Source organism: Sulfitobacter sp. (assembly GCF_041552635.1).
Classification (GTDB): domain Bacteria; phylum Pseudomonadota; class Alphaproteobacteria; order Rhodobacterales; family Rhodobacteraceae; genus Sulfitobacter.
Map to the genome: position 1 here is coordinate 16,357 of NZ_JBFEKM010000008.1, position 26,603 is coordinate 42,959.

At 58.0% G+C, this 26,603-nt stretch carries 23 protein-coding genes and 1 tRNA gene; 11 read left to right on the forward strand and 13 right to left on the reverse strand.

The annotated features are described in order from the left end of the window. Positions 1-50: 50 nt before the first annotated feature. The gene (locus ABYT07_RS01750) at positions 51-1,607 is read right to left on the reverse strand and encodes an ABC transporter substrate-binding protein (protein WP_372988969.1); all 1,557 of its coding nucleotides are present in this window, start codon (positions 1,605-1,607) and stop codon (positions 51-53) included. A 99-nt stretch (positions 1,608-1,706) separates the two neighbouring features. Further along, a complete protein-coding gene (locus ABYT07_RS01755; protein WP_372988970.1) occupies positions 1,707-2,651 on the reverse strand; it encodes a LysR family transcriptional regulator in 945 nt (314 codons plus the stop codon). Between the two features lie 98 nt (positions 2,652-2,749). Here ABYT07_RS01755 and ABYT07_RS01760 point away from each other — a divergent pair, with 98 nt between their 5' ends. Both ABYT07_RS01760 and ABYT07_RS01765 read left to right on the forward strand, forming a co-directional pair. Continuing rightward, positions 2,750-4,375: an amidohydrolase gene (locus ABYT07_RS01760; protein WP_372988971.1), complete on the forward strand. Its 1,626-nt coding sequence runs from the start codon at positions 2,750-2,752 to the stop codon at positions 4,373-4,375. Continuing rightward, positions 4,372-5,247: a GTP-binding protein gene (locus tag ABYT07_RS01765; protein ID WP_372988972.1), complete on the forward strand. Its 876-nt coding sequence runs from the start codon at positions 4,372-4,374 to the stop codon at positions 5,245-5,247. Before ABYT07_RS01760 ends, ABYT07_RS01765 begins: the two co-directional genes overlap by 4 nt. 61 nt (positions 5,248-5,308) lie before the next feature. On the opposite strand, the gene ABYT07_RS01770 is transcribed toward ABYT07_RS01765, so the two are convergent. Next, positions 5,309-6,052, reverse strand: a complete 744-nt coding sequence (locus ABYT07_RS01770) for a folate-binding protein YgfZ (protein WP_372988973.1) — start codon at positions 6,050-6,052, stop codon at positions 5,309-5,311. A gap of 66 nt (positions 6,053-6,118) precedes the next feature. Here ABYT07_RS01770 and ABYT07_RS01775 point away from each other — a divergent pair, with 66 nt between their 5' ends. After that, positions 6,119-6,793, forward strand: coding sequence for a TIGR04283 family arsenosugar biosynthesis glycosyltransferase (locus ABYT07_RS01775; RefSeq protein WP_372988974.1), 675 nt, complete (start codon positions 6,119-6,121; stop codon positions 6,791-6,793). Positions 6,794-6,814: 21 nt separating this feature from the next. Here ABYT07_RS01775 and ABYT07_RS01780 read toward each other — a convergent pair whose 3' ends face one another. Continuing rightward, positions 6,815-8,677, reverse strand: a complete 1,863-nt coding sequence (locus ABYT07_RS01780; protein WP_372988975.1) for an ABC transporter ATP-binding protein — start codon at positions 8,675-8,677, stop codon at positions 6,815-6,817. A 174-nt stretch (positions 8,678-8,851) separates the two neighbouring features. Here ABYT07_RS01780 and ABYT07_RS01785 point away from each other — a divergent pair, with 174 nt between their 5' ends. Further along, entirely contained in the window at positions 8,852-10,075 is a 1,224-nt protein-coding gene (locus ABYT07_RS01785) for an alanine--glyoxylate aminotransferase family protein (RefSeq protein ID WP_372988976.1), read from the forward strand. Positions 10,076-10,077: 2 nt separating this feature from the next. Here the strand turns inward: ABYT07_RS01785 and ABYT07_RS01790 are convergent, their stop codons facing one another. Next, entirely contained in the window at positions 10,078-10,260 is a 183-nt protein-coding gene (locus tag ABYT07_RS01790) for a hypothetical protein (RefSeq protein ID WP_372988977.1), read from the reverse strand. 67 nt (positions 10,261-10,327) lie between these two features. After that, positions 10,328-11,431 (reverse strand): pyridoxal phosphate-dependent aminotransferase, encoded by a 1,104-nt coding sequence (locus ABYT07_RS01795; protein ID WP_372988978.1) that lies wholly within the window; start codon positions 11,429-11,431, stop codon positions 10,328-10,330. A 159-nt stretch (positions 11,432-11,590) separates the two neighbouring features. On the opposite strand from ABYT07_RS01795, the gene ABYT07_RS01800 reads away from it, so the two are divergent. After that, positions 11,591-12,382: a crotonase/enoyl-CoA hydratase family protein gene (locus tag ABYT07_RS01800; RefSeq protein WP_372988979.1), complete on the forward strand. Its 792-nt coding sequence runs from the start codon at positions 11,591-11,593 to the stop codon at positions 12,380-12,382. Between the two features lie 205 nt (positions 12,383-12,587). Here ABYT07_RS01800 and ABYT07_RS01805 read toward each other — a convergent pair whose 3' ends face one another. Further along, the gene (locus tag ABYT07_RS01805; protein WP_372988980.1) at positions 12,588-15,671 is read right to left on the reverse strand and encodes a valine--tRNA ligase; all 3,084 of its coding nucleotides are present in this window, start codon (positions 15,669-15,671) and stop codon (positions 12,588-12,590) included. Positions 15,672-15,853: 182 nt separating this feature from the next. On the opposite strand from ABYT07_RS01805, the gene ABYT07_RS01810 reads away from it, so the two are divergent. Further along, the gene (locus ABYT07_RS01810) at positions 15,854-18,151 is read left to right on the forward strand and encodes a xanthine dehydrogenase family protein molybdopterin-binding subunit (protein ID WP_372988981.1); all 2,298 of its coding nucleotides are present in this window, start codon (positions 15,854-15,856) and stop codon (positions 18,149-18,151) included. A 79-nt stretch (positions 18,152-18,230) separates the two neighbouring features. Here the strand turns inward: ABYT07_RS01810 and ABYT07_RS01815 are convergent, their stop codons facing one another. Continuing rightward, positions 18,231-18,716 carry a PaaI family thioesterase gene (locus ABYT07_RS01815; RefSeq protein WP_372988982.1) on the reverse strand — a complete coding sequence of 162 codons (486 nt, stop codon included), beginning with the start codon at positions 18,714-18,716 and terminating at the stop codon, positions 18,231-18,233. Between the two features lie 72 nt (positions 18,717-18,788). Continuing rightward, positions 18,789-19,655, reverse strand: coding sequence for a methylenetetrahydrofolate reductase [NAD(P)H] (gene metF / locus ABYT07_RS01820; RefSeq protein ID WP_372988983.1), 867 nt, complete (start codon positions 19,653-19,655; stop codon positions 18,789-18,791). Between the two features lie 96 nt (positions 19,656-19,751). Here metF and ABYT07_RS01825 point away from each other — a divergent pair, with 96 nt between their 5' ends. Then, positions 19,752-20,657 carry a LysR family transcriptional regulator gene (locus tag ABYT07_RS01825; RefSeq protein ID WP_372988984.1) on the forward strand — a complete coding sequence of 302 codons (906 nt, stop codon included), beginning with the start codon at positions 19,752-19,754 and terminating at the stop codon, positions 20,655-20,657. Between the two features lie 38 nt (positions 20,658-20,695). On the opposite strand, the gene ABYT07_RS01830 is transcribed toward ABYT07_RS01825, so the two are convergent. Then, positions 20,696-21,736, reverse strand: a complete 1,041-nt coding sequence (locus tag ABYT07_RS01830) for an NADP-dependent oxidoreductase (protein ID WP_372988985.1) — start codon at positions 21,734-21,736, stop codon at positions 20,696-20,698. A 165-nt stretch (positions 21,737-21,901) separates the two neighbouring features. Between ABYT07_RS01830 and ABYT07_RS01835 the strand changes: the two genes are divergently transcribed. Then, the gene (locus ABYT07_RS01835) at positions 21,902-22,687 is read left to right on the forward strand and encodes an inositol monophosphatase family protein (protein WP_372988987.1); all 786 of its coding nucleotides are present in this window, start codon (positions 21,902-21,904) and stop codon (positions 22,685-22,687) included. Between the two features lie 131 nt (positions 22,688-22,818). Here ABYT07_RS01835 and ABYT07_RS01840 read toward each other — a convergent pair whose 3' ends face one another. The 3 genes from ABYT07_RS01840 to ABYT07_RS01850 all read right to left on the reverse strand — a co-directional run bounded on the left by ABYT07_RS01840 (position 22,819) and on the right by ABYT07_RS01850 (position 24,806). Further along, positions 22,819-23,493, reverse strand: coding sequence for a type 1 glutamine amidotransferase domain-containing protein (locus ABYT07_RS01840; RefSeq protein WP_372988988.1), 675 nt, complete (start codon positions 23,491-23,493; stop codon positions 22,819-22,821). A 195-nt stretch (positions 23,494-23,688) separates the two neighbouring features. Then, the gene (locus ABYT07_RS01845) at positions 23,689-24,066 is read right to left on the reverse strand and encodes a GFA family protein (RefSeq protein ID WP_372988989.1); all 378 of its coding nucleotides are present in this window, start codon (positions 24,064-24,066) and stop codon (positions 23,689-23,691) included. Continuing rightward, positions 24,063-24,806, reverse strand: a complete 744-nt coding sequence (locus ABYT07_RS01850; RefSeq protein ID WP_372988990.1) for a rhomboid family intramembrane serine protease — start codon at positions 24,804-24,806, stop codon at positions 24,063-24,065. The genes ABYT07_RS01845 and ABYT07_RS01850 overlap by 4 nt, the downstream gene beginning before the upstream one ends. Before the next feature lie 78 nt (positions 24,807-24,884). On the opposite strand from ABYT07_RS01850, the gene ABYT07_RS01855 reads away from it, so the two are divergent. From ABYT07_RS01855 to ABYT07_RS01865, 3 genes are all read left to right on the forward strand, one after another. Next, positions 24,885-25,523, forward strand: a complete 639-nt coding sequence (locus tag ABYT07_RS01855; RefSeq protein ID WP_372988991.1) for a hypothetical protein — start codon at positions 24,885-24,887, stop codon at positions 25,521-25,523. A 217-nt stretch (positions 25,524-25,740) separates the two neighbouring features. Then, the gene (locus tag ABYT07_RS01860; protein ID WP_372988993.1) at positions 25,741-26,196 is read left to right on the forward strand and encodes an Lrp/AsnC ligand binding domain-containing protein; all 456 of its coding nucleotides are present in this window, start codon (positions 25,741-25,743) and stop codon (positions 26,194-26,196) included. Positions 26,197-26,517: 321 nt separating this feature from the next. Beyond that, a tRNA-Leu gene (locus ABYT07_RS01865) sits at positions 26,518-26,603 on the forward strand.

A 26,603-nucleotide genomic window follows, 5' to 3' on the forward strand; every position in this document is an offset into this window, starting at 1 on the left:
GCTGTCTCGGTGCCTTTGGGGCTGCGTGTGCAGCCCCAAAGGGTCTGATATCACTCAGTGATTTCGACCATATCCATCGGGTGCATGGTGCCCCAGATGCCTTTGGGCGGGTTCGACAACTTGGCGGAATAGGCGCTGTGATAAGGCGTCGCGTTGATCCAATAGATCGGCAGATCCTGTGCAACGATTTGCTGGAATTCAGCGTAAAGCGCCTTGCGTTTATCCATGTCCAACTCGACTGCGGCGGCATTCAACAACTCGTCTACTTTGGGGTTGGCATAGGATTGCGTATTCGACCAGATTACACCCTTGACGATGTTATCGCTGAGATAGGTGCGGTGTACCCCGATCACCGGATCACCCCAGTTGAAGACAACGTCCATCGACAGTTCAAAATCATGGCCGCCAACACGCCCCGCCCAAGTTGGAAAGTCGGGTGCCGCCCGCACGGTCACATCAATGCCGATCTTTTTCAGCTGCGATTTCATGTATTCTGCAACCGATTGCTGCTGCTCTTTCGGGCCGGGGATATAGTCGATGGTCAATTCCATGCCGTCGCCGAAACCAGCGTCGGCCATCAGCGCGTTGGCTTTGTCTAAATCCACATCATAGGCTTCGATGCTTGGGTCAAAGAATGGCGAACTTTCGATGATCGGGCCACGCTGCGGGGTCGACACACCGCGGTGTAGCGCCTTGGTGATAAAGTCGCGGTCGATGGCATAGCCAATCGCCTGACGCACGCGCACATCGCTAAGTTTGGGGGATTCCGTATTGAACGCCAGCCAGTTGATCGGACCCACGGCAGCATAACCTTCGGCGGTAACCTCAAGCCCGTCCACTTTGCTAAGACGGTTGATTTCCTGCGCCCCGGCCATGAAAGGATAGATGTCGGCCTCACCGTTCTCCATCGCGATCAGCAGGGCAGAGGGGTCTTTGATAATGCGGATGATGATCTCGTCCAGCTTGGGACGGCCCTCGATAAAGAAATTAGGGTTCTTTTTCAGAACGATGGCTTCGCCGGCGGTGAATTCTTCCAGCATGAACGGGCCAGACCCGACAGGCGCGGAATTGGCCGGATGGCTTTTGATGTCTTGCCCGTCGCCGTAGATGTGTTTGGGCAGGATCGGTGCCAGCGCGGGTGACATGGCCAGCAGCAAGGCAGGGTGCGGTTGGCTTAGCTTGATCACGGCGGTCAGCGGGTCAGGTGTTTCGATCGCTTCGACGGGGGCGAACATGGATTTGAAAGGATGGTTTTGCTTGATGGTCATGATCGAAAAAGCCACGTCTTCCGAGGTGACAGGCTTGCCATCATGGAACGTCGCGTTGTCGACAAGATGCAGCGTGACGCTTAGGCCGTCCTCGGACACCTCCCAGCTTTTCGCCAGATAGGGCTGCGGTTCCCAATTTTCGTCATAACGCATCGGCGATGCAAAGATTTGCGTCGATGGGACAGCGGTTGCAATCCCAGACTGTACTGCGCCGTTCAGGTGGCGCGGGACTTGGCTGGAAGCGATGACAAGCGTGCCGCCTTCGGCAAAAACGGGTGCAACGTTTAGGGCAGCTGTGGCAATGGCAGCGGCCCCGATAAAGCGGGCAAAAATGGACATGTTTGGTTTCCCCTTGGTCGAATTATATTTCTTATATCCAAAATGCTAACCACCAAGATTACTACAGAAAACAGTGTTTAATGTGCTGACTAATTGCATTTAATGTTTGTTTGGGGGCAAATTAGGCCGCAATTCCAAGGCGTTAAATTGTCCCTCCCGGACCAGATCATCTGAAATCCGCAAGACCGCTTGCAGCACTGTGGATTTTTCATTGCTCGCAGAATAGGCAAGTCCAAAGTTCGGCTCCTCCAGATCGCCAAGCAGGGGGCGGGCGACATAGCCCGACAGGTGTTCGTTTTCGATACGGCTGTTGATGTTCATCAACGTATATCCGAGGCCTGCCGCGACCATGGCACGCAAGACGGACGATGACTTTGATGTATGGACAACCTTGGGCCGTAGCCCCTGACTGGTAAACAGCCGGTTAAAATAGCTTTGGGATGCGGGCAAATCCAGCATCAGCATCGGCAGGTCGGCCAGATCATGTAGGGTAAGGTTTTGCCGGGTGGCCAAGGGCCAGTCAGACGGGATCAACACAAAGGGCCGCGCGAAAAACAAGGACCGGAACGGCTGGTCTTGCGGCAAGGCAACCCCGTAGGTCAGCGCCATGTCAACACCACCTTCCTTGAGCAGATTGGCGATTTCCTGCATGTCACCTTCTTTCAGGTCAATCCGGATCGAGGGGTAGAGCGCCGCAATCCGTTTCAGTATCGGCGGCAGAACATAGGGGGCAGTGGGTTCGAAACACGCGACACGCAAGGTGCCGGTCGGACTGCCTTGCAGGCTCATCAACTCGCTTTCAAAATGCCGGCAATTCTCCAGAAACGCGACCACACGCCGCCCGACCTCAAGGCCGGTATCCGTGGGCACGATGCCTTTGGCGGGGATGCGGCGGAAAAGGGCGGTGCCGATATTGCCTTCCATCAAATCGATCGCTGCCGTGATCGAGGATTGCGAGATGTTCATTTCCTCGGCCGCCCGCGCGATGGACCCATAGCGCAGTGCCGCATCGAAATACCGCAATTGTTTAAAGGTAAAGCGCATCGGTCATTCCCCTAAATTTATGGGCTTTGCACGACAGTAAATCTATTTTTCCGCTGAACCAAGCTGCGATAGCGTTTGAAGGGAACATAGGGGGCATCATGTCGGATATCGTTGTTTTTTCAGCAAAAAAGATCATCACAATGGACATCAACCGGATGGAAGCAACCCATGTTGCCGTCCGTGCCGGAGAGATATTGGCCGTGGGCGACGCGACCTGCGCCGATCAATGGGGCGCGGTAACCCATGACGACAGCCTGAAAGACGCGGTGCTGATGCCCGGTTTCATCGAAGGCCACGCGCATATGATGGCTGGCGCAATGTGGGAATACGCCTATGCCGGTTTTCACGACCGGATCGACCCTGATGGCAAGATGTGGCCGGGTCTGACCGATATTGATGCGGTGATCGCGGGGCTGTCAGACTATGCCGACACGCTGGACGACGGCGCGCCGCTAGTCGGTTGGGGATTCGATCCGATCTTTCTGACGTCCGAACGGCTAAGCAAAAAGCATCTGGACCAGATCAGCAGCACGCGCCCTATTGCGATCATGTTTTCGAATTTCCATCTGATGTGCGTGAACTCGGCAGCGCTTGATCTGGCCGGATTTGACCAGACCACGAATGCCGAAGGGGTGATCAAAGGCGCAGACGGCATGCCAACGGGCGAATTGCAGGAAATGGCCGCGATGTTCCCGGTTATGCGGCGGCTGGGGATCGATTTTCGTGGCCTCAGCCAAAAAGAAGCGTCCATTCGCGCCTATGCGGACGTGTCGCGCCGCGCGGGCGTAACCACGGTGACTGATTTGTACTCCCAGATGGAGGAAGACGACGTGACCACCATGTTGCGGGTCACGGGGGCCGATGATTTCCCCTTGCGTGTGGTACCTGCTTTGGGCGCGATGGACGGGCCCAAAGCCATTGCCGACAAGGCGCAGGCGCTGGCCAGACGCAGCACAGACAAGCTGCGGCTGGGCGCAGTCAAGTTGATGACAGACGGGTCTATCCAAGGGTGGACGGCACGGGTCAAAAGCCCCGGATATGTTGGCGGCCAACCCAATGGCATCTGGAACACCCCGCCCGAAACGATCTTTGCGTTGGTCGATGAATTGCACGGCCGGGGCATCCAGATGCACATCCATGTCAACGGGGACGAGGCGGCAGAGGTATCGCTCAACGCAATCGAGGAGGCGCTGCGCAAGCACCCATGGACAGGCCACCGCCACGTTTTGCAGCACTGCCAGATGATGGGCCGCGATCTGTTCACCCGCGCGGCGGATATGGGCGTGTGCTGCAACGTTTTTGCGAACCACATCTATTACTTCGGGGATCAGCACGCTGCTTTGACCATCGGAAATGACCGTGCTGAACGCATGGACGGGTCGCGCAGCGCGATTGACGCTGGGGTAAATATTGCGATCCATTCTGACGCGCCCGTGACGCCGATGGCACCGTTGTTTACCGCGTGGTGCGCCGTGAACCGGCAAACGATGTCGGGCCGCACCTTGGGCGCTGCACAGTGCATCGACGTGGAAGAGGCGCTGTTCGCGATCACCATGGGGGCCGCCTATACGTTAAAGCTTGATAGCGAGATTGGCAGCATCGAGGCTGGGAAACGAGCAGATTTTGCCGTGCTAGGCGATGACCCGATGGCGGTTGAGCCTTTGGCGCTGAAAGATGTGCCGATCTTGGGGACCGTATTTGGGGGCCACGTGCATCTGCTATGAGGGACCGTCTGCCACTGACGGTCATCTCGGGCTATCTGGGGGCTGGGAAAACCACGCTGATCAACCGGATATTGGCCGAAGATCACGGGCTAAAGCTGCTGGTGATGGTCAATGATTTCGGTGCGATCAACATTGATGCGGACCTGTTGGCATCGGCTGATGACGACACACTGACCCTGACCAATGGCTGTGTGTGCTGCACCATGGGGGCTGATCTGTTTTTGGCCATCGGCGATGTGCTTGACCGCGACATGCGCCCCGATCATCTGCTGATCGAAGCCTCGGGCGTGGCAGACCCCGCCCGGATCGCGCAAGTCGCACAAGCCGAGCCGGACTTGGTCTATGGCGGGATCGTGACGGTTGTAGATGGCCAAAGCTATGAGGGTTTATCACAAGACGCACAGATCGGCGCGCAGGTTGCAGGGCAAGTGAGTGCGGCTGATTTGGTGCTGATCAGCAAGCTGGATACACCCGATCTGGCACTGCAGTTGCGACTTGGGGTGCAGGCTCGGGCGGCAGTTCTGGATCTGACTGAAGTGGACGCTTTCGCACCGCTTTTGTTCGGGTCTATTGGCAAAGACTTGCCAAAGATCAAGGCAACCAGTCATGCCCCCTATCTGGGTTGGAGCGCGCAAAGCGATCTGGCGCTAGGCTATGACGTGTTGAAAGCCCGTCTGGATGAACGCCCCGAAGGGTTGTTTCGCTTTAAGGGCTTTGTCGGGCATGATGAAAACAGCAGCTGGGAAGTACAATGCGTTGGCCCATCGGTGAACATCAAGCCGCTGAAACAGTCCCGCCAAACCAAGGTTGTTGGGATCGGGTTGCGCAGCCAGATCAATGCGGATCAGATTGATGACTGGTGGCATGTCTGAGGCAGGGCGCGGAATTTTCGGAAATTCCGTATCAAAATTTTCGAAAATTTTGTTTCCAACGTCAGCCGTCGGAATGTATGATTACCGTAGCTTCGCCTGACTGCATGGCCTGTTTTGCGCGGTCAAACCTGAGATAGGCCAGCGCCCGGGACCCCGATTGGGTAAAAACAGTGCCAGCAGGTTTGCCGTCGGCGGTGATTTCTGCCCCCACGGACGCGGGCGCGCTGATTGTGACCTGCGCCAAGCCTTTGCGCAACTCGGTCTTGTGTTTCATCCGCGCGGTGACTTCTTGCCCGACATAGCAGCCTTTGCGAAAGTCCACACCGTTCAGCCGTTCAAACCCCATCTCAAGGATAAAGCTGTCCGGTGTCAGTTCGATACCATTCTCGGGGATCGCATGGGCGACCCGCAGCGCATCCCAGTCTGTTGTGTCGTCGCTTTGCGGCACATCGCGGTACGCGCGCCAGCCCATTTCGGGCGAACGGGGGTCGCTATAGCCATCCTCGGGCACATCGCCCAGACCGCGATGCAGATACAGGGCCGTTGCCTCGATCTGCACGTCAGCGCGCAACCGGTACATGTTAAGACGTTGAACCAACCCATCGGCAAACGGTTCGGCCACATCCAACAGCACGCCATCGCCCACGGCCTTCAAAAAGAAATCCACCATGAATTTGCCCTGAGGCGTCAGGATAGCAGCATAGATCGGCCCCTGATCCAGCTTGCGCACATCATTTGTAATCAAACCCTGCAGAAAATCCGAAGTATCTGCGCCTGTCAGCTTCAGGATGCGGCGATCAGTCATAACGCTTGTCCTTTTAATCGTTAACATGACATATAGCATCCCATAGCCAAGCCGAAAGGGGCAACCATGCGTGCGCCCATATCTGTGATCATACCGACGTTGAACGCCGAAGCCGACCTGACCCATTGCCTGACCGCATTGATGGAGGGATTGGATGCCGGACTGATCCGTGAACTCATTATTTCCGATGGCGGATCCGAGGATGCTACGGCAGCTTTGGCAGATGCGTGGGGGGCCGATATCGTGACGGGCCCAGCGTCGCGCGGCGGGCAGTTAAGGCGCGGATGCGCCAAGGCGTCGGCAGATTGGCTGCTGGTTTTGCATGCTGATACCACGCTTGAAGCAGGCTGGACGGGTCCAGTGATTGCCCACCTTAAAGGGCAAAAAGCGGGCTGGTTTCATCTTCGCTTTGACAGTGACGGTTTTGCGGCAGGCTTTGTTGCGGGCTGGGCCAATTGGCGCAGCCGTTTCGGGCTGCCTTATGGCGATCAAGGGCTGCTGTTGCCGCGCGCGCTGTATCAATCCGTTGGCGGTTATCCCGATCTGCCGTTGATGGAGGATGTGTCCCTTGCGCGCGCGCTCAAGGGGCGGCTTGCCGCGATTCCTGCGAACGCTGTCACCTCGGCTGATAAATATCGGCGGGCTGGTTGGCTGCGCCGGGGTGGGCGCAACCTTTGGACGTTGATCCGCTATTTCGCAGGTGTGGCCCCCGCAAAGCTGGCGGCTGACTACGTCAAGTAACAGCTTTCGCCGTTGTTGCCCCTAGGCCTGCCCGAATAGTCGCTGGCCGACCCTTTGCAAAATATTGGGACGGCTTGGTTTTAAACCTTTTTCCCGAACACGCAGATCACGGGCATGGCGGCTGTCAAAAACGGTTTTGCCATCCTCGAACTGCAGGCGGTAAAGATCGGCATAGATACCACCGCGCGACAGCAATTCGTCATGAGTGCCCTCATCCATCACACGGCCGCGGTCCATCACAATGATCTTGTCAGCCCCGCGAATGGTGGCCAGACGGTGCGCGATCACAATGGTCGTGCGGCCCTTTGACAAGCGGTCCAAGGCTTGTTGCACGACCTTTTCGGATTGGGCATCCAGCGCGCTAGTCGCCTCGTCCAGCAGCAAGATCGGCGTGTTGCGCAGCAAGGCGCGCGCAATCACGACGCGTTGGCGTTGCCCGCCTGACAGGGCCGAACCGCGCGGACCGACCGGGGTTTCAAGCCCGTGTTCCAGATTGGGCAGGAAATCGGCCACATGGGCGGCCTCGAGAACCGATTGTAATTCGGCGTCGCTGACGTCTTCGCGGCCCAGCACGATGTTCTGGCGCAGGGTTTCGTCAAACAGCAATGCCTCTTGTGAAACGACTGAAAACAGGCCGCGCAGTTCTGGAATGTCCATTTCCGTGATGGCCACGCCGCCTATTGTAATCGCCCCTTCCTGTGGGTCAATCAACCGGGTCAACAGATTAAAAATGGTGGACTTTCCTGCACCCGACGCGCCGACCAGCGCGGTGGTTTGGCCCGCCATCGCGCTCATGTTCAGATCATCCAGAACCTTTGCATCCCCATAAGAAAGACTGACACCTTTCAGATTGATATTGGGTAGGCCGGTTGGCACCGGCGTCGGATTTGCGGGTGATTTAAGGTTAACGGGCTCATCCATCAGCTCTTTGATACGCTCAAGTGCGGCTGCTGCAGTCTGCCACAGGCCGCTGATCGCACCCAAGCGGCGCAACGGGTTAAAGGTAAAGCCCATCGCGGTGAAGAAGGTCATGAACTGGCCGATGGTCTTGTCGCCCGAAATAATCTCGGACCCGCCGTACAGGATCACAGCCATAAAACCGATGCCTGACATGATGTCGATCATCCCCGGAATGGCCGAATTGCCAAAGGCGGCGCGCACTTCGGTGCGAATGTAAGTCTTTGTGATGTCTCGGTATTGCTTGGCCTGATAGCGTTCCAGCGCGTTCAGTTTGATCTGGACGATGCCGTGAAACACCTCGTCTAGCCGCGTCGACAGATTGGCACCGATGTCGCGCGCCTCGCGGGACCGCTGGCGCACAAACCGTTGGGCTAGGGCCGCTGGCATCACCATCAAAGGCACACCGATACAGGCCAGCAGAGCCCAAACCGGATCGATCGAAATCGCAACCCCCAACAGCACAATCAGCCCCATCAAATCACGGCCCGTGCCGGTGATCACCGCCTGCCAGACGGCACCGATGGCATTCACATCTGATTGCACCCGTTGGATCAGGAAACCGGGCGGATGGTTCTGGTGAAACGCGCCGTCCTGGATCATCATCCGGTCCAGCAGATCAATCCGCATATCCGCCGCTGATTTCAATGAAATGCGGGTCAAAAGCACCTTTTGCGTGATCCCGGCCACAGCCCGCAGCACAAAGATCCCGACCAGCACCAGCCCGACGACCAACAATGCGCTTTCCTGACCTGCGACAAACACCTGATCGAACATCGGCTGCATCAACTTGGCCAGCGCGCCCATGGACGCACCCTCGATTGACATGAAAAGGATGGCAACAGCCAACAGTCCCATGTGTTTTTTCAAGTAGTCCTTCCAAAGCCATTTCAGCAATTCTTTAGAACTATAGGTCACTTCAGTCATACCGGGGGCCACGTTCCTTTGGGCAAATGCCCTTTCGGTTTACGCACGGCGGCCGCCTAGGGCAAGCGCGCCGCGATTGTTTGTCTGGCTGACCGTCGCGTCAATCGCGATTGACGCCGCGCCGCGCGCGCGTAAGTTGGCCCGCAACACAGTCCCAGAAAGGCCCCGCTTTTTATGTCTACTCCCCCCAAGTCATCGCCTGTAAATCTGTCACACGGGCGGGGCTATCTTGCGATACCGGGCCCGTCTGTCATGCCCGAAGCGGTTTTGAATGCGATGCACCGTCCGGCTCCGAACATCTATTCGGGCGCGTTGGTGGATATGATGCCGCCCCTGATGCAGGGGTTGCGCGATATTGCGCGCACGCAGCATCATGTGGCGATGTATATCGGCAACGGTCACGCGGCGTGGGAAGCATCGCTGAGCAATGTGATCGCGCCCGGTGACAAGGTGCTGGTGCCCGCAACGGGCCGCTTTGGTCATGGCTGGGGTGACACGGCGACCGGGCTGGGGGCCGATGTCGAGGTGATGGATTTCGGCAAGCAGTCCGCGATGGATCTGGACCAGATCGCCGACCGGCTCGAGGCCGACACTGCCCATGAAATCAAGGCTGTACTGGCGGTGCATGTCGATACTTCGACGTCTGTGCGCAATGATATTGCGGGCGTGCGCGCGGCGTTGGATGCGGTCGATCATCCGGCGTTGTTGATGGCCGATTGCATTGCGTCTTTCGGTTGTGACATCTTCGAGATGGACCGCTGGGGCGTCGATGTCATGGTCACCGGGTGCCAAAAGGGTCTGATGGTGCCGCCCGGTGTCAGCTTTGTGTTTTTCAACGACCGCGCCGCCGAAGTGCGGGCCAAGATGACGCGGGTCAGCCGTTTTTGGGATTGGACTCCGCGCGCCAATCCACAAGAGTTCTACCAATATCACTGCGGCACAGCGCCCACGCACCATATCTATGGCCTACAGGTGGCAGTCGACATGATCAAAACCGAAGGGGTTGAGGCCGTTTGGGCGCGCCACGCGACCCTTGCGCGTGCGGTCTGGGCTGCTTGCGAGGCGTGGGGCACCGAAGGCACGCTTGCGATGAATATCGCTGATCCGGCGCTGCGCAGCCATGCAGTCACCGCGCTGCGGCTTGAGGCCCCTCAGGCCACGCAATTGCGTGAATGGGTACAAGAAAACATCGGTCTGACGCTGGGCATCGGCCTTGGCATGGCCCCTCCGGGGAGTGCGGAAAGCCATGGGTTTTTCCGTCTGGGGCATATGGGTCATGTGAACGGACAGATGATCATGGGTCTGCTTGGCGGGATAGAGGCCGGCATGTCAGCCTTGGGGATCAAGCGCGGGCCGGGGGCATTGGACGCAGCGGCCAAGGTGATTGGCGGTTCCTGACCCTAATCCAGACGCTGTGCGATCCAGTTGATCAATAGATTTACAGCCCAACCGCACAGCGCCACAGCCAGCAGCCCCCAGACGACCCAAATCACCATGAAAAGCCAAAAGATATTCACGCCGAACATCACGATGCAGGCGTGGGTAAAATTCGGTGCAGAGGGGCGGTCGTGATCTTCGCGCATCGGGGGCTCTTGCTTGGGCTTCTCCGAACTATAACGCGAAATTTAAATCAACGTGAAAATAATCGCGTTACCTGTTTTTTGCGTCGGCCAATGCCATCGGCAGCGCTGCCGCAAAGGCATCCAGATTGTCGGGTGTGCCGCAACTGACGCGGATGCACCGGTTTTGCGGTGCTGCAAACGGCATGCGCACAAAGATGCCCCGTGCCACCAGCCCGTCCAGCACGGCCTTGGCAAAATCACCGTCACGTCCGCAATCAATCGCCACAAAATTCGCCGCCGAAGGCAGAGGCACCAAGCCGTTATCGTGCGCAATCTGGCCGATACGGTCCCGTGCGGCAGCAATCTGCGCCTGCACATGGGCCAGCCAACCTGCGTCTTGCAAGGCGGCCAACGCCCCGGCTTGGGCGGCGCGGTTCATGCCGAAATGGTTGCGGACCTTGCCAAAAGCAGTGATCAGATCAGGCGCTGCAATGGCATAGCCGACCCGCGCACCTGCCAGCCCATGGGCCTTGGAAAACGTCCGCATGCGGATCAGGCGGGGGTCATCGGCGCTTAGATCAGGGGCGGTGCCCTTAGGCGCGCAATCGATATAGGCTTCGTCCAAAACCAGCAGGCAGCCTTTTGGCAACTGCGCCATCGCCGTGATCAAATCTGCACCGCTGTGCCAACTGCCCATCGGGTTGTCGGGATTGGCAAGATAAACCAGCTTTGCGTCCACCTCGGCCGCCTTGGCAAACAATGCCTGCGGGTCCTCGTGATCGCCGCTGTAGGGGACCTTGTGCAGCACCCCGCCAAACCCTGCCACATGGTAGTTGAATGTAGGATAGGCACCGTCCGAGGTGACGACAGCATCTCCTTGCGCGACCATCAACCGAACAAGATAGCAAAGCAGCCCATCAATGCCTTCACCCACGATGATATGGGCCGGCGTGATGCCATGATGCGCGGCAAGGGCTGCGCGCAAATCAAAGCTTTCTGGGTCGCCGTACATCCATTGCTCTGCCGCGCACATCGCCTCAGTGGCGCGGGGCGAGGGGCCAAAGACGTTTTCATTTGCGCCCAGCCGTGCCTCAAAGGGGCGGGACGCGGCGCGTTCCTGCGTCTCGGGGCCGACAAAGGGCACGGTCGAGGGCAAAGATTGTGCAAGCGGGGTCAGGCGGGCATGTGTCATCTGTCTGACGTAGCGCAACGGTTGGGACGAGGGCAAGTATTGAAAACACACGGCGCATGGTTAACCGATCACCATCCGTGGCTGAGCGGGTGCCGTAGCGTTTTCCTATGCAGCGCCGTACATAAAGGTCCAGATGGTACAAACCAACCGGAGGATAAGATGGCCCGCCTGTCAATTACATACGAAAATCACATCGCTCACGTACGCCTGACCCGAGCTGACAAAATGAATGCTGTGGATCAGGAAATGATCGACGCCGTGATCGCCGCAGGCAACGAGGTGGCAGCGTCAAATGCCCGCGCAGTCGTGCTTTCAGGCGAAGGCAAAGCCTTTTGCGCAGGCATCGACATCAGCGCGATGGGGGCGCTGGCTGGCGGCAATCCGGCAGACCGCATGATGCCCCGCACCCACGGGGATGGCACCACCAACCAGTGGCAAGAGGTCGCCATGGTCTGGACCCGCGTTGGTGTGCCAGTGATCGCGGCACTGCATGGCAAGGTCTACGGGGCAGGTCTGCAACTCGCCCTTGGTGCGGACATTCGCATTGCCGCCCCGGGGACCGAGATGGCTGTGATGGAAATGAAATGGGGCATTGTTCCCGATATGGGCGGGATGGTGCTGCTGCCTAAGCTTGTGCGCGGGGATGTGCTGCGCTTGCTGACCTATACGGCGAAACCCGTTGACGCGGCCCAAGCCGAACGATGGGGGCTGGTGACGCAGGTTGCAGAAGATCCGCTGGCGGCCGCAATGGAGCTGGCCAGCACGATCGCAGGCAAAAGCCCAAGCGCCATAAAGGCCGCCAAGCGTCTTACTGCATTCGCCGAGATTTCCGAAGAGAATGACGTGTTGCTCGAAGAATCCCGCGAGCAGGCTGAACTGCTAGGCCGCCCCCATCAGATGGAAGTCATCGCCGCCGAATTCGGAAAACGCCCCGCCGTTTTTAACGATTAATAGAGTCGGCCCCGCCTGCGAAGGCAGACGGGGCTTTCCAAATGGACGATCTTCGCTTCCCAGCTAGGACCGCTAAATCAGGATCACAAGTTTCGGTTTCCAAATGGTAAAAAATCCTCGCCGAAGGCATAAAATCTCTTTTGGTGGTCCAGAAGAACTAAATGCCTTCGGCGAGGATGAAAATCCATTTGGAATAGACCGTTGTTTACCCCAACTCTGCCAATCGACCCAACGCGGCCTGAAGTTGATCTGCTTCTTCTTGCCGTGCATCCAGATTGCCCTGCGCTTCAGCGACGACTTCTGGCGGGGCGGAGGCGGCGAATTTAGGATTGTTGAGGCGTCCTTTGAGGCCACCGATCTCTTTGCCCAATTTATCCAGTGACTTTTGCAGACGGGCTTTTTCGGCGTCGATGTCGATCAGGCCAGCCAGTGGCAGACCAAAGGTTGCGCCCGGTGTGCCAATGGATACGGTGCCCTTGGGGAAATCTGCTATTTTCTCAAGGCTATCAACACGCGCGAGGCGTTTGATCATGGCCTCGTTGCCATCCCAAGCGGCTTGGGCAGCGCCATCCATCGCGGTGCAAAGCATTGGCACTTTTAGGCCCGCAGGCACATGCATCTGGGCGCGGGCAGAGCGGATGGATTCAATCAGGCCAATGACCCAGTTCAATTCGCGATCAGCATCGGCGTCCAGCATATCAGCCACGCGATAGGTAGGCCAATCCGCGTGGATGAGCATTTTCGCACGCGTGCCTGTGGTTTGCCAAAGCTCTTCGGTGATGAAGGGCATGATCGGGTGCATCAGGACAAGACATTGATCCAGAACCCATTTTAGGGTCTGGCGTGTCTCGGTCGCCTCGGGGGCATCGTCTTGCAGCAGGGGTTTGGACAGCTCAACATACCAGTCGCAGACCTTGCCCCAGACAAAGGCATATATCGCGTTTGCAGCATCGTTAAAGCGGTAGTGTTCGAGTGCAGCGTCGACTTCCTCGCGGACGCGGGCGGTTTCGCCGATGATCCATTTGTTGAGGGTGTGGCTGACTTGAGTGTGGCTGGTGTAGTTCACCGCTGGCACGCCGTCGTCGAACACGCCATTCATCTCTGCAAAGCGGTGTGCATTCCAGATTTTGGTGCCGAAATTGCGGTACCCTGCGATGCGCGCGGTGTCGAGTTTCAGCGCACCGCCCAAAGATGCCATCGCCGCATTGGTAAAGCGCAGGGCATCGGCACCGTATTCGTCAATGATTTCCAGCGGGTCGATAACGTTGCCGACGGATTTCGACATCTTCTTGCCTTTGGCATCGCGGACGAGGCCATGGAGGTAGACGGTGTCGAAGGGGATTTGTTTCACCACGTCGAGCTGCATCATCATCATGCGGGCGACCCAGAAGAACAGGATATCCTGACCCGTGATGAGATCCGAAGTGGGGAAGTATTTTTTAAGCTCTGGCGTTTCCTCGGGCCAGCCAAGGGTGCCAATCGGCCACAGGCCAGAGGAGAACCACGTGTCCAGCACGTCAGGATCGCGCCAAAGCTGGATGGGCTGACCGTGGTCGTCAAATTTGCCTGCGATGGACTGTTCGGGCGATTGTGCTTCGTCAGCGACAAGATAGCCGTGCGCGCCGCTGGGCTGATAATAATCGACCGCCAAGGCTAGTGCTTCGTCAAGGGTCGCCGCGCAGAAGTGGACAGGGTTTTTGATGTCCCATTCATCCGAAACGGTTCCGTCTTCGTTTTTTGTGTGGGTAACGCTTGGCCCGTACCACACCGGAATCTGATGCCCCCACCACAGCTGGCGCGAGATGCACCAGGGTTCGATGTTGTCGAGCCAGTTGTAATACACTTTTTCGCCCGATTCAGGCATGATTTTGACGTCGCCATTGCGCACGGCATCCAGCGCGGGGCCGACGATTTGGTCGGTGTCTACGAACCACTGGTCCGTCAGCATCGGTTCAATCACGACCTTCGAGCGGTCGCCGAAGGGCTGCATGATGGGTTTGTTTTCGACATAGGGGATCAGGGCGGGCTCTTCGGTTTCGCCTTCGGAAGGTGGGTTATCATCCACCCTACGGGGGTTTTCGATCATCACGGCCAGACCCTCGGCGGTGATGTCTGCGATAACTTTTTTGCGGGCGTCAAAGCGGTCAAGGCCACGGTAGTCTTCGGGGACAAGGTTCATCGCGGCGATCATCGCCTCGTCGAATTCTAGCGCGCCGTTCGCGATCTGTTGGGCAATCGCGGCTTCCTCGGCATAGGGTCTGCCATCGGCGCGCATCGCGGCCTTGGTGTCCATCAGGTTGTACATCGGGATGCCGCCGCGCTTGGCGACCTGGTAGTCGTTAAAATCATGCGCGCCAGTGATTTTCACCGCACCCGAGCCGAAATCCTTGTCGGGATATTCGTCAGTGATGATCGGGATCAGGCGGCGGGATTCCTTGGGGCCAACGGGAATTTCGCACAGTTTCCCGATGATAGGTGCATAGCGTTCATCCGACGGGTGTACGGCAACGGCACCATCGCCCAGCATGGTCTCAGGGCGGGTGGTGGCGATTGAGATATAGTCGCGGGTCTCACGCAGGGTCTCGTTGCCGTCTTCGTCTTTTTCGATGTATTCATAGGTGGCCCCACCCGCGAGCGGATATTTGAAGTGCCACATGTGACCGGGAACCTCGATGTTTTCCACTTCGAGGTCAGAGATCGCCGTTTCAAACCGGGGGTCCCAGTTGACCAGACGTTTGCCGCGATAGATTTTCCCGCTTTGGTACATCTGCACAAAGACTTTGATGACGGCGTCATGGAAATTCGGGGAATTCTCGTGCCCGACGCGGGTGTCACCGGGCGCGCCGGACATCGTAAAGGCATTTCGCGACCAGTCGCAGGACGACCCAAGCCGCTTGAGCTGACCGACGATGGTGTCAGCGGTGCTTTCTTTGTAGGCCCAAGCATGTTTCAGGAATTCATCGCGCGTCAGGTCGGTGCGTTTGATGCCGGTTTCGGCCAGCTTGTTTTCGACGGCCAATTGCAGGGCGATGCCTGCGTGGTCCTGCCCCGGTTGCCACAGGGTGTCAAAGCCGCGCATGCGGTGCCAGCGCACCAGAATGTCCTGCAGGGTGTTGTTGAATGCGTGACCAACGTGCAGCGATCCGTTGACGTTGGGCGGCGGGATCATGACACAATAGGTCTCGTCGCGGCTGGCGTTGGCCCCCGCTTTGAAGGCCCCTGAGGCCTCCCATGCGGCATAGAGGCGGGCTTCGGCTTGGGCGGCGTCAAAATTCTTGTCGAGTGCCATGATCAGCGTCCTTCTTTAAACTTGACGATGATCTAGCGGAGCATGGCGCAAAGGGGAAGGCTGGCGTGCTGAAAACTTGGCCTTAATGCGGTGCCGGGTTTTGCACCGGGTGTCTGGACATCGCGGGTATGCAAGCTAATGTCAGCCGAAATATATGATGAATTTCCAAAGGATGCGCGCAGATGGATAAGTTCGGGAAAAGCCAGCCGGTAAAACGAGTCGAAGATGTGCGGTTTTTGACCGGCGAAGGGCGCTATGTCGACGACATCTCACCGGATCAGGCGCTGCATGCGTATTTCTTTCGCTCGCCGGTGGCGCATGGTGTGATTGCGTCGCTTGACGTGGCAGACGCGCGCGAGGCCGAAGGCGTTCATGCGGTGCTGACCATCGATGATCTTGAGGCCGCGGGGATGGATATTTCCATGGTTGGTGCGGTTTTGAAAAACCGTGATGGCACCGAAGGGGCCAAGCCGCTGCGCCCGATGCTGGCCAAGGGCAAGGTGCGTTTTGTCGGGGAACCGGTCGCAGTTATCATCGCCGATACAATGGAACAGGCGCGCGATGCCGCCGAGTTGATCATGCTGGATGTGGATGAGGTCCCCGCCCATATGGGACTGGTTCGGGGCGGCGAAGCATTGCACGCCGAGGCACCGGACAACCTCGCGTTTGACTGGGGCTTGGGCGACGAGGACGCAACGCAAAAGGCGTTTGATACGGCGGCCAAGACGGTCTCGCTGGATGTGGGGGACAACCGGATCATCGTGAATTCGCTTGAGCCGCGCGGATGCTATGCGGAATGGGAAAACGGTAAGCTGCACGTGTCCAACAACGGACAGGGGGTCTGGAACCACAAGGATAACCTCAAGCGGGTGTTCGGCTTGGATGACGAACATGTGCGGGTCACCAACCCAGATACCGGCGGCGGTTTCGGGATGAAGGGGATGACCTACCCCGAGTATTTCTCGGTCGCGCAAGCGGCGCGTGTTGCGGGCCGCCCGGTGCGCTGGATGTCGGATCGTACCGAAGCAATGCTGAGCGACAATGGCGGGCGCGATCTGACGTCGCTGGCCGAATTTGCATTTGACGAAAACAACAAGATCACCGCGTATCGTGTCAGCAGCAAATGTAATCTTGGGGCCTATAACAGTCAGTTTGGACAGCCTATTCAGGCGACCCTGTTCAGCCGTGTTTTGATGGGCGTTTACGACGTGCAGACAACATGGTTGCAGGTGGAAGGATACTATACCAACACCGTGCAGGTTGACGCCTATCGTGGTGCGGGTCGCCCCGAAGCGATTTACGTGCTTGAGCGTTTGATGGACCGCGCCGCGCGCGAACTTGGAATTGACCCATGGGATCTGCGGCGCATCAATTTTATCAAACCAGAACAGTTTCCCTATATGTCCGCCACGGGCGAAAACTATGATGTTGGTGAATTCGACCGCTTGCTGACGCGCGCTGCTCATGAGGCGGACCGTGCGGGGTTTGAGGCCCGCAAGGCGGCGGATGCCAAAAATGGCCTGCTGCGCGGTCAGGGGCTGTGCTATTATATCGAGAGCATTTTGGGCGATCCATCCGAGGGGGCCAAGGTCGAGTTCAACGAAGATGGTACCGTGTTTATCTATGTGGGCACCCAGTCAAACGGGCAGGGGCACGAGACGGTCTATGCACAGTTCCTGTCTGACCAGACTGGCATTCCTGCCGATCTGATCCATGTGATCCAAGGCGATAGTGATTTAATCAAGCAAGGTGGCGGCACCGGCGGCTCGCGGTCGGTCACAACCCAAAGCACCGCGACATTGGCGACTGTCGCCAAGATGACCGACGCCTTCACCGCGTTTCTTTCTGATGAGATGGGCGTGCCTGCGTCCCAGATCAGTTTTGACGACGAACGGTTCCGCGCGGACGGGTCGAATATGACGCCGACAATGTTGGAGGTCGCCGACCTGGCCCGTGAAAAGGGGCGCGATGATCTGCTGGTTCATCACGAGCGCGCGACGTTGCCGGGGCGTAGCTATCCCAACGGCGCGCATGTTTCTGAGGTTGTGATTGACCCTGAGACCGGCGTCGTGACCGTGGACCGCTACACGGTGGTGGACGATTTTGGGAACCTTATCAACCCGATGCTGGCCGAAGGCCAGGTGCATGGTGGTGTTGTACAGGGGATTGGTCAGGCCATTCAGGAGCATGTCGTCTATGATGAGGATGGTCAGCTTTTGACGGCATCCTTTATGGACTATGCCATGCCGCGCGCGGTGGACGTTCCGTTTATCACGTTCAATTCCGAGCCTGTGCCCTCGACCGCCAATTTGATGGGCATGAAAGGATGCGGGGAGGCGGGGACGGTCGGCGCTTTGGCTGCGATTTCCAATGCGGTGCAAGATGCGTTGTGGGATCAGGGCGTGCGTCAGGCAGACATGCCTTTCACACCGCACAAGGTTTGGCAGTTGCTGAATGCGCAAGCGATGGCTGCCGAATAGGCTTGCTGAGGGGAAGAGGGGGCGCTGCCCCCGCCCTGACGGGCACCCCCGGGATATTTAAGAGCCAGAGAAGATGGGGTTATTTTATGATTTGCATGATGATGCAGGTTGTAGAGCCTGTGGCATAGAGCTTGCCGTCTTTGATGCCGCGGATTTCACCGTTGGCGACACCGGTTGAGCGGCCAACGTGGTTGGTGGTACCGATGCATTCGATTTCCATACCCAGAGGGATGCTGCGCAGGATGTTGATTTTATATTCCAGCGTTGTGTAAATCGAACCACGGGGGACCTTGGTTTGTACCGCGCAGGCCATCGCGGAATCGAGCAACGTGCCGTACCAGCCGCCATGCACCGTGCCCAAGGGGTTGGTTACGTTGAATTCAGGGGCCCCGCGAAAGACCGCGCGCCCGTCAGAGACCTCGTAAAGCTTGTAGCCCATGGTTTGGCCGATGGGCGGGCCGGGGTTGGTGCCGTCCAGAATTTTCTGCATGAACTCAAGGCCTGAAAGCTTGAGCGCTTCGGCTTGGGGGAGCAGATCTTGAGGGGAATTGGCGACACGTGGCATAAAAAATCTCCGGCAATTGCGTGCCGGAGAAGCTTGTTGAATTGCGCCCCGAAGGGCAAGCGGTGATCGGTTTTACGCCACGTCCGCGAGGGCTGTTTGTGCTGTGACGCCCAAGGCGCGGCAGACGCTGCGGGTCAGTTCGGGGCGGTTGAGCGTGTAGAAATGCAGGTTCTCGACTCCCTCATCGACCAGTTTGCTGCACATTTCGGTGCACAGCGCGGTGGACAGCAGGTCGTGCCGGTCATCGCGGATCGCTGTTTCAAAGGCGTCATCGAGCCATGTGGGAACCGATGTGCCACAGCGCGTTGCAAAGCCGCGCGCAGATTTCCAGTTGGTGATCGGCATAATGCCCGGCGTGATGGTTTTGGTGATCCCCGCCGCCGCGCAATCATCGCGGAACCGAAGGAAGGTGTCTGCGTCAAAAAAGAACTGGGTCATTGCTTCGTCAGCGCCGGCATCGAACTTGCGCTTGAGCCATTCGATGTTTTGCGCCTGATCAGGGCTTTCGGGGTGTGGTTCGGGGTAGGCCCCGATGCGCAGAGTGAATTTGCCAGTGGCAGCCAAGGCTTCGATCAGTTCGACGCTGTTTGCAAAGCCTTCGGGGTGAGGGGTGAATACCTTGGCCCCGTTTTCTGGATCGCCGCGCAGGGCGACGATATCGGTCACGCCGATTTCGGCAAAACTGTTGGCGACCTCAAGGGTTTCGGCCTTGCTGGCCCCGACGCAGGTCAGGTGTGCGGCAACGGGCAGACCCGAGGTGCGGCGCAGCACATGCGCAGAATCATGGGTCAGATCGCGGGTTGTGCCGCCAGCGCCATAGGTGACCGAGAAAAAGCGCGGTGCCAGAGGCGCGAGCGCCTGCGCCGTGTCCCAAAGGCGGAAAGACGCATCAACGGATTTGGGCGGGAACACTTCGAAGGAAACGGCGGGGCTGGTCATTTTTTAAGGTCCTATTCTGGCTTTCAACTCTTGTCGCACAGTTATAGTTGTGAAACAAACTCATAACTTTCATCTTCAACATGAGGAACGCCTCATATGCATATTGAGTTCCGTCACCTGCGTACTATTCAGGCGATTCACGAAGCAGGCGGGTTGGCACGCGCCGCCGAGCAGATGAACATCACGCAATCGGCCCTGTCGCATCAGGTTAAGGGGCTTGAGGATCAGGCGGGCGTCGAGCTGTTTGTGCGCCGGTCCAAGCCGCTGAAATTGTCGCCCGCGGGGTTGCGGTTGCTCAAGCTGGCGCAGCAGGTGTTGCCGCAGCTAGAGGCCGCGCAGGCTGAATTCATGGGGTTGCGCGCGGGCAGCACCGGGCGGATGCACATCGCTATTGAATGCCATGCGTGTTTTGAGTGGCTGTTCCCGGTGCTTGAGCAGTTCCGCAAGTCATGGCCGGATGTGGATGTTGATATTCGCCCCGGTCTGGCCTTTGACGCGTTGCCCGCGTTGTTGCGCGAAGAGGTGGATTTGGTGGTCTCATCGGACCCAGAAGAATTGCCGGGCGTCGAGTTTGTCGAGCTGTTTGACTATCAGGCGGTGTTTGTTGCGGCCAGCAGCCACCCGTTGGCCAAGAAGAATTTCATCGAGGCCAAGGATTTCAGGACCGAGACGTTGATCACCTATCCGGTGGAGCGGACGCGGCTGGATGTGTTCAGCCAGTTGCTGATCCCGGCCAAGGTCGAGCCGTTGGCGATCCGGCAGGTGGAACTGACGGCGGTGATCTTGTTGTTGGTGGCATCCAACCGCGGGGTGGCGGTGCTGCCCGACTGGGTGGTGCGCGAGGTCAAATACAGCAATGATTATGTCACGCGCCCCCTGACCGAAAACGGCATCACGCGCAGGTTATATGCGGCGGTGCGACAGGATGATCTGGGCAAGCCGTATATGGATGAACTGCTAAAGCTGGCGGGCCAAGAGGCGCGCAAGCTTCAACAGAGCTGAGTGTAGGGCGGGGGTCATCCCCGCCCAACGCTGGTTAGTTAGACAACCTTGACGATGGCCTTGCCGTTGTTGCCGCCGGTCAGCAGGTCCATGAACGCTTTGGGGGCGTTTTCCAGACCTTCGGTGATGTCTTCTTGGACGGCGACAGACCCGTCGGCGACTTTGGGTGCGACTTCTTTCAGGAAGTTGGGGAAGTTGGCCCAGTGGTTCGAGATAATGAAACCGTTCACGCTGAGGAAATTCACCAGAATCGTACGCCACAGTTTGGGGGCTGTCAGGGTTTCTTGTGCCGCGTTCGCACCAAGCCCACCGGCGTTGTACCATGCGATCATGCCGCAGATCGGGATACGGCCAAAGGGGTTCATCAACGGGATCACTGCCTCAAGCACCTTGCCGCCGACGTTTTCGAAATAGATGTCGATGCCTTTGGGGCAGGCTTCTTTCAACGCGGCGCTCAGGGATTTGGCATCGGCATAGGCGCGGTGATCAAGGCATTCGTCAAAGCCGAAATGTTCCTTGGCTGTGGCGCATTTGTCTGCACCACCCGCGATGCCGACCACGCGCAACCCGTGCGCCTTGGCGATCTGACCGACCATGGACCCGACCGGACCTGTGGCGGCGGCAACGACCAGCGTTTCGCCTGCTTTCGGGCGGCCATATTCCATCAGACCTTGCCAGCCGGTAAAGCCGGGCATGCCCAAAACACCCAGCGATGTGGTGATCGGTGCCTGAGCGGGGTCAACCTTGCGCAGCATCTTGGCGGGCTGCACGCCATGGGTGGCCCAGCCGAACATGCCGAATGCGAAATCGCCCGGTTTGAAATCGGGGCTGTTTGACGCGATCACTTCGCCGACGGAACCGCCCTCCATGGTGCCGCCGATCGGCACGGGGGCAGCATAGGATTTCGCATCGTCCATGCGACCGCGCATATAGGGGTCAAGCGACATGTAATGCACGCGCACCAGCACTTCGCCGTCGCCCGGCGTTGGCACGGGCGATTCCTCAAGACGGAAATTATCTGCTGTGGGTGCGCCATCTGGGCGCGATGCCAGAACGATGTGCTTCATTGTATCGGTCATGTAGTGTCCTCCGGTTTATTTATGATTTATTGCGGTCACCGTATCTGGATCGCGGTCACACGCAAGGCAGGCACGCACACCACGTTGCGTCAGGTTTGGGCAGCCCCTTGGCAATCTGGGTTTGTGCGCTTAAAGGGAGGGCTGATCCAATGAGAGGCCCGAAAAATGGTTGGCAGTGCAAATCTAAATATCATGATCAAGGCCGCGCGGCGCGCAGGCCGCGGGCTGGTCAAGGATTTCCGTGAAGTAGAGAACCTTCAGGTATCCATGAAAGGTGCAGGCGACTTTGTCAGCCGCGCTGATCTTCAGGCCGAAAAGACCATCAAAGAAGAACTGATGGGCGCGCGTCCCACCTATGGCTGGCTGGCCGAAGAAGGTGGCGGCGAAGAGGGCCAGGACCCAACACGCCGCTGGATCGTGGACCCGCTCGACGGGACGACGAACTTTCTGCACGGTTTGCCCCACTGGGCGATCTCGATTGCGCTTGAACACAAAGGCCAGATTGTCGCCGGTGTGGTGTTTGACCCCGCCAAGGACGAGATGTTCTTTGCCGAAAAGGGCGCAGGCGCGTGGATGAATGATATGCGTTTGCGTGTGTCTGGCCGTCACCGGATGATCGAATCGATTTTTGCCACTGGCTTGCCGTTTGCCGGTCGTGGCGATTTGCCCGACACATTGCGCGACCTTGGCCGTATTTTGCCGGTGTGCGCCGGTGTGCGCCGTTGGGGATCTGCCGCGCTTGATTTGGCCTATGTGGCCGCAGGGCGCTATGACGGCTATTGGGAACGCCGTTTGAATTCATGGGATTTGGCGGCAGGCATGCTGATCGTGCGCGAAGCAGGCGGCATGGTCGAACCGCTAAACCCAGAAGGCGACATCTTGCAGGACGGCGAAATCGTTTGCGCGAACGAGGCGCTGTTTTCGGGATTTGCTAAAATCGCCCGCGGTTAAGAAATTCAGCTGCTCTGATAAAGGTAGTGAAACAAAAAACGGTCTGTCTTCATGACAGGCCGTTTTTGTTTGTGCTGGTGCCGGATTTCAGCAGGCCATGCAGCGCGCTGTAAATCCGGCACCGCCACGGATTATAGCAGCGCCAGCAGTTTTTTCGCGGCTTCTTCTGACGATGCGGGGTTCTGCCCGGTTACCAGTTTGCCATCCACCACAACGAAAGATGCCCAATCGTCGCCCTTTTGGTAGTCGCCGCCATTCGCCTTCAACATGTCTTCGACCAAGAAGGGGACGACGTCGGTCAGGCCAACGCCTTCTTCTTCGGTGTTGGTAAAGCCGGTAACTGTTTTACCCGAAACGACGGATTTGCCATCGGCACCTTTAGGATGCTTGAACACGGCAGGGGCGTGGCACACGGCACCTAGGGGTCGGTCGCTGGCCATGAACGTTTCGATCAACGCCTTGCTGTCGCCGTCTTCGGCCAAGTCCCAAAGGGGGCCATGACCACCGGGATAAAAGACCGCGTCATACCCGTCGGCAGAAATGGTCGACAGCACGGCTGTGTTTGCCAATTCCTTTTGCGACGCATCATCTGCTTTAAACCGTTTCGTTGCATCGGTTTGCGCATCATCTGCGTCGCTTGACGGGTCAAGCGGCGGTTGTCCGCCCTTGGGGGAGGCCAACGTGATATCTGCACCCGCATCTTTGAAGACATAATAGGGTGCTGCGAACTCTTCGAGCCAGAACCCGGTCTTGTTGCCGGTATCACCTAGTTTGTCGTGCGACGTCAGAACCATCAATATTTTCATCTCGGATTATCCTTTTATTCAATTCAGAGGATCGCGCAGCCCGTCAACATTCGTGCGACAGGCATCACGTTCTGATAAGCAAACGGTTTCGGCAGACCGCTGTTCCATGTCGCCGGTCGTTTTATCGCAATAATTGGCCTGCCGTTGCGTCACTTTGCTGCGGAGGTGGGTGGGCAAGCCCGATCCTCTGGGCAATTACCGATCTGACGGATGGTTCACACCATCGGTATAGGGGAGGGGTTCCATCGTCCAAGGTTCGGCCCCGTCGATGCAACCCAGATTGATGCCGCATTGGGTCGGGTCCGCGCGGCGCTGGTGGTGGGTGTAGATGCCGCACGTCTTGCAGAAATAATGTTTCGCCACGCCCGTACCCCACGTGTAAAGCGTCAGATTGTCCACGCCTTGCAGCACTTTGACCGAACTGGCGATGGCAGTCACAGCGGCCGCCCCGCGTCTGCGGCAAAAGCTGCAGGTGCAGCGACTGGCGGACATCAGACCGGTTGGCAATGTCGCCTCAAGTACAACCGCACCACAATGGCAGCTTGCGCGATGGGTTTCGGGTTGGCGTTTCATTTGCGTTTCACCTTTGGGATGCGGCTGCGGACGGTGGGATAATTTGCCTCTGGATGGGGCGGGTGCCCTTGAGTGAGGTTCCAGAACCTTGGTCCACCCAAGCGCAGCCAGACCGGGATTGTCAGCACCATCCCCACAAAAAAACCGCCCGCATGCGCCCAATAGGCCACGCCGCCAACAGATGGGTCCGCGCCCACGCCGCCAATGAATTGCATGCCCAGCCACAGTGCCAACATGATCCACGCGGGGATCGGAATGATCCGGAAAAACACGATAAAGATGATCAGAATATCGACCTTGGCCTTGGGGTACAGCAGAAGGTATCCCCCCATGACGCCGGCAATCGCGCCGGATGCCCCCACCATGGGAACAGGGGAATTTGGTGCCGACAGGACATGTGCCCCCGCAGACAGCAGCCCACAGGCAATGTAGAACACCAGATAGCCAACATGCCCCATTTCGTCTTCGATATTGTCGCCAAAGATGTATAAAAACAGCATGTTGCCAGCCAGATGCATCCAGCCGCCGTGCAGAAACATCGAGGTAAAGATGCCTGTATATCCCTGTCCATCGGTCACAAGGGCGGGGATCAGGGCCCAGTCGAAAAAGAAGGCATTGATCGCGCGGTCATTATCCATCACGCCAACATAGCTTAGGAAAACCGCTATATTCATGGCCATCAGCATGTAGGTCACATAGGGCGTACGCCCTGACGGGTTATGATCGCGAATGGGAAACATATCCGTGACCCTTAGCCATCCGTCCGGTAGGGTCAAGAGGACCCGCGCGTGCGGGGCGGAACGTCAGAAGGTGCCAAGATGAAGATCACATGTCTGCATACAGCGCAGGTCCACGTGGATCGCTTTGCCGGTCTGTTTGCCGCCCAAGGCTGGGACGGCGCGCTGGATCATATCGTGCGCCCGGATTTGCTGGCACGCGCGCAGGCAGACGGGCTTGACGCTGTGACCGGCGATCTGGAGGTGGAGCTGACGGGGGCCGTGGACGCAGATGTGGTTCTGTGCACCTGTTCGACCTTGGGGCCGTTGATCGACCGGTTTGACCGCATGGATGTGCTGCGCATCGACAGGCCCGCGATGTCGGCAGCCGCGGCATACCCTAGCGTTCTGATCGCGCTGTGTCTGGAAAGCACCCGCAGCCCCAGTCTGGCGCTGTTCGAGGCGTGCGCCAAGGACACCGGCGCGCAGGCGCGTGTGGTGATCTGTTCCGATGCGTGGCCGCATTTCGAGGCAGGCGACATGAACGCGTTTTACCGCAGTATTGCGCAATCGGTTGGTACGGTTGTGCTGGCCGCACCGCAGACTGGCTGCATTGTGCTGGCGCAAGCGTCGATGCAAGGGGCTGCGATGCTTTTGTCTGATATGGGCGTTCCCGTTCTGACAACGCCTGTTTTGGCGGTGCAGCACGCGATCAAGACCGCCCGACAAGCGAATCGCTAGGCCCCAAGGCGGCGGCCCCTGTTCCATCAGAATTGGCCGCACAGCTGCTGGTTTGTCCGTCAATGACTACTCAAGAAACGCATGCCAAAGCGCGCGCCCGACGAAAGATAGAACTGGCATATTGGACAGGTTGCGGCGATAAGTTCTAACCAGATCTATGCTGCTGGGGAACGTGTTCTTTTGCTGGGTGTTTCGCGTGATAAATGATGATGTAAAGATGGACCGGTTTGATGCGACGATTTTATCGGTTCTGGCCGAAGACGGGCGTATCAGTATTACCGATCTGGCAAAGCGGATCGGGCTGTCAAAATCACCGACCCAGGCCCGCCTGAAACGACTCGAAGAGGCGGGCGTCATCCTGGGGTATCGTGCCTTGCTGGATCCGGTTCGATTGGGTCTGGATCATGTGGCATTTGTCGAAGTTCGCCTGAGCGACACACGCGAATCTGCTTTGATGGCGTTTAATGCAGCCGTAATCGAAGTGCCCGAAATCGAGCAGGCCCATATGATTGCAGGAAATTTTGACTATCTGCTTAAGGTGCGTACGCGTGATATGGAAGCGTATCGCAAGTTTCTGGGCGAAACGATCACAGCACTGCCCTTTGTCTCGAACACCTCGACCTATGTGGTGATGGAGGCGGTCAAAGAAATCATGCTTGCAGATATCACCTGACCGTACCGGCGGCCTGATTCCGCGCCCGACAGATATAGAAAATACCCGTGTGAATGGGGGAGGCGCATGCCGTTCTCGTTGGGCTGGCAGGCAGTGAAAGCCCCACAGATTTTTCGGGTCTAAGACAAGGCGGCACACCGCGGCTGCGCGGGCGACACAGCTTGTCCGCTCCAGTCCGCCCGAGAAGCCCTTTTGAAGCAGGTCCAAGGCGTGCGATGATGGTCCGCGGCTTATTTTTTCTGCCAAGGTCCGCATTGGACGGGCCCTCCACGGCATCTCACCATTTACACCGCCGCCGGTCCGGGTATTGTGCGGCGCAATGCGGGCGTGATGGAATGGTAGACATACCAGACTTAAAATCTGTTGGGCGTATGCCCGTGGGGGTTCGAGTCCCCCCGCCCGCACCA

Excerpts from the sequence above, each read along its gene's own strand:
- ABYT07_RS01785 (WP_372988976.1), top strand. The coding sequence starts at position 8,852 with ATGTCTACTCCCCCCAAGTCATCGCCTGTAAATCTGTCACACGGGCGG.
- ABYT07_RS01855 (WP_372988991.1), top strand. The coding sequence starts at position 24,885 with ATGAAGATCACATGTCTGCATACAGCGCAGGTCCACGTGGATCGCTTT.
- ABYT07_RS01845 (WP_372988989.1), bottom strand. The coding sequence starts at position 24,066 with ATGAAACGCCAACCCGAAACCCATCGCGCAAGCTGCCATTGTGGTGCG.
- ABYT07_RS01755 (WP_372988970.1), bottom strand. The coding sequence starts at position 2,651 with ATGCGCTTTACCTTTAAACAATTGCGGTATTTCGATGCGGCACTGCGC.
- ABYT07_RS01825 (WP_372988984.1), top strand. The coding sequence starts at position 19,752 with ATGCATATTGAGTTCCGTCACCTGCGTACTATTCAGGCGATTCACGAA.
- ABYT07_RS01760 (WP_372988971.1), top strand. The coding sequence starts at position 2,750 with ATGTCGGATATCGTTGTTTTTTCAGCAAAAAAGATCATCACAATGGAC.
- ABYT07_RS01775 (WP_372988974.1), top strand. The coding sequence starts at position 6,119 with ATGCGTGCGCCCATATCTGTGATCATACCGACGTTGAACGCCGAAGCC.
- ABYT07_RS01810 (WP_372988981.1), top strand. The coding sequence starts at position 15,854 with ATGGATAAGTTCGGGAAAAGCCAGCCGGTAAAACGAGTCGAAGATGTG.
- ABYT07_RS01850 (WP_372988990.1), bottom strand. The coding sequence starts at position 24,806 with ATGTTTCCCATTCGCGATCATAACCCGTCAGGGCGTACGCCCTATGTG.
- ABYT07_RS01835 (WP_372988987.1), top strand. The coding sequence starts at position 21,902 with ATGGTTGGCAGTGCAAATCTAAATATCATGATCAAGGCCGCGCGGCGC.
- ABYT07_RS01790 (WP_372988977.1), bottom strand. The coding sequence starts at position 10,260 with ATGCGCGAAGATCACGACCGCCCCTCTGCACCGAATTTTACCCACGCC.
- ABYT07_RS01830 (WP_372988985.1), bottom strand. The coding sequence starts at position 21,736 with ATGACCGATACAATGAAGCACATCGTTCTGGCATCGCGCCCAGATGGC.
- ABYT07_RS01750 (WP_372988969.1), bottom strand. The coding sequence starts at position 1,607 with ATGTCCATTTTTGCCCGCTTTATCGGGGCCGCTGCCATTGCCACAGCT.
- ABYT07_RS01795 (WP_372988978.1), bottom strand. The coding sequence starts at position 11,431 with ATGACACATGCCCGCCTGACCCCGCTTGCACAATCTTTGCCCTCGACC.
- metF (WP_372988983.1), bottom strand. The coding sequence starts at position 19,655 with ATGACCAGCCCCGCCGTTTCCTTCGAAGTGTTCCCGCCCAAATCCGTT.
- ABYT07_RS01860 (WP_372988993.1), top strand. The coding sequence starts at position 25,741 with ATGGACCGGTTTGATGCGACGATTTTATCGGTTCTGGCCGAAGACGGG.
- ABYT07_RS01800 (WP_372988979.1), top strand. The coding sequence starts at position 11,591 with ATGGCCCGCCTGTCAATTACATACGAAAATCACATCGCTCACGTACGC.
- ABYT07_RS01815 (WP_372988982.1), bottom strand. The coding sequence starts at position 18,716 with ATGCCACGTGTCGCCAATTCCCCTCAAGATCTGCTCCCCCAAGCCGAA.
- ABYT07_RS01765 (WP_372988972.1), top strand. The coding sequence starts at position 4,372 with ATGAGGGACCGTCTGCCACTGACGGTCATCTCGGGCTATCTGGGGGCT.
- ABYT07_RS01770 (WP_372988973.1), bottom strand. The coding sequence starts at position 6,052 with ATGACTGATCGCCGCATCCTGAAGCTGACAGGCGCAGATACTTCGGAT.
- ABYT07_RS01840 (WP_372988988.1), bottom strand. The coding sequence starts at position 23,493 with ATGAAAATATTGATGGTTCTGACGTCGCACGACAAACTAGGTGATACC.
- ABYT07_RS01805 (WP_372988980.1), bottom strand. The coding sequence starts at position 15,671 with ATGGCACTCGACAAGAATTTTGACGCCGCCCAAGCCGAAGCCCGCCTC.
- ABYT07_RS01780 (WP_372988975.1), bottom strand. The coding sequence starts at position 8,677 with ATGACTGAAGTGACCTATAGTTCTAAAGAATTGCTGAAATGGCTTTGG.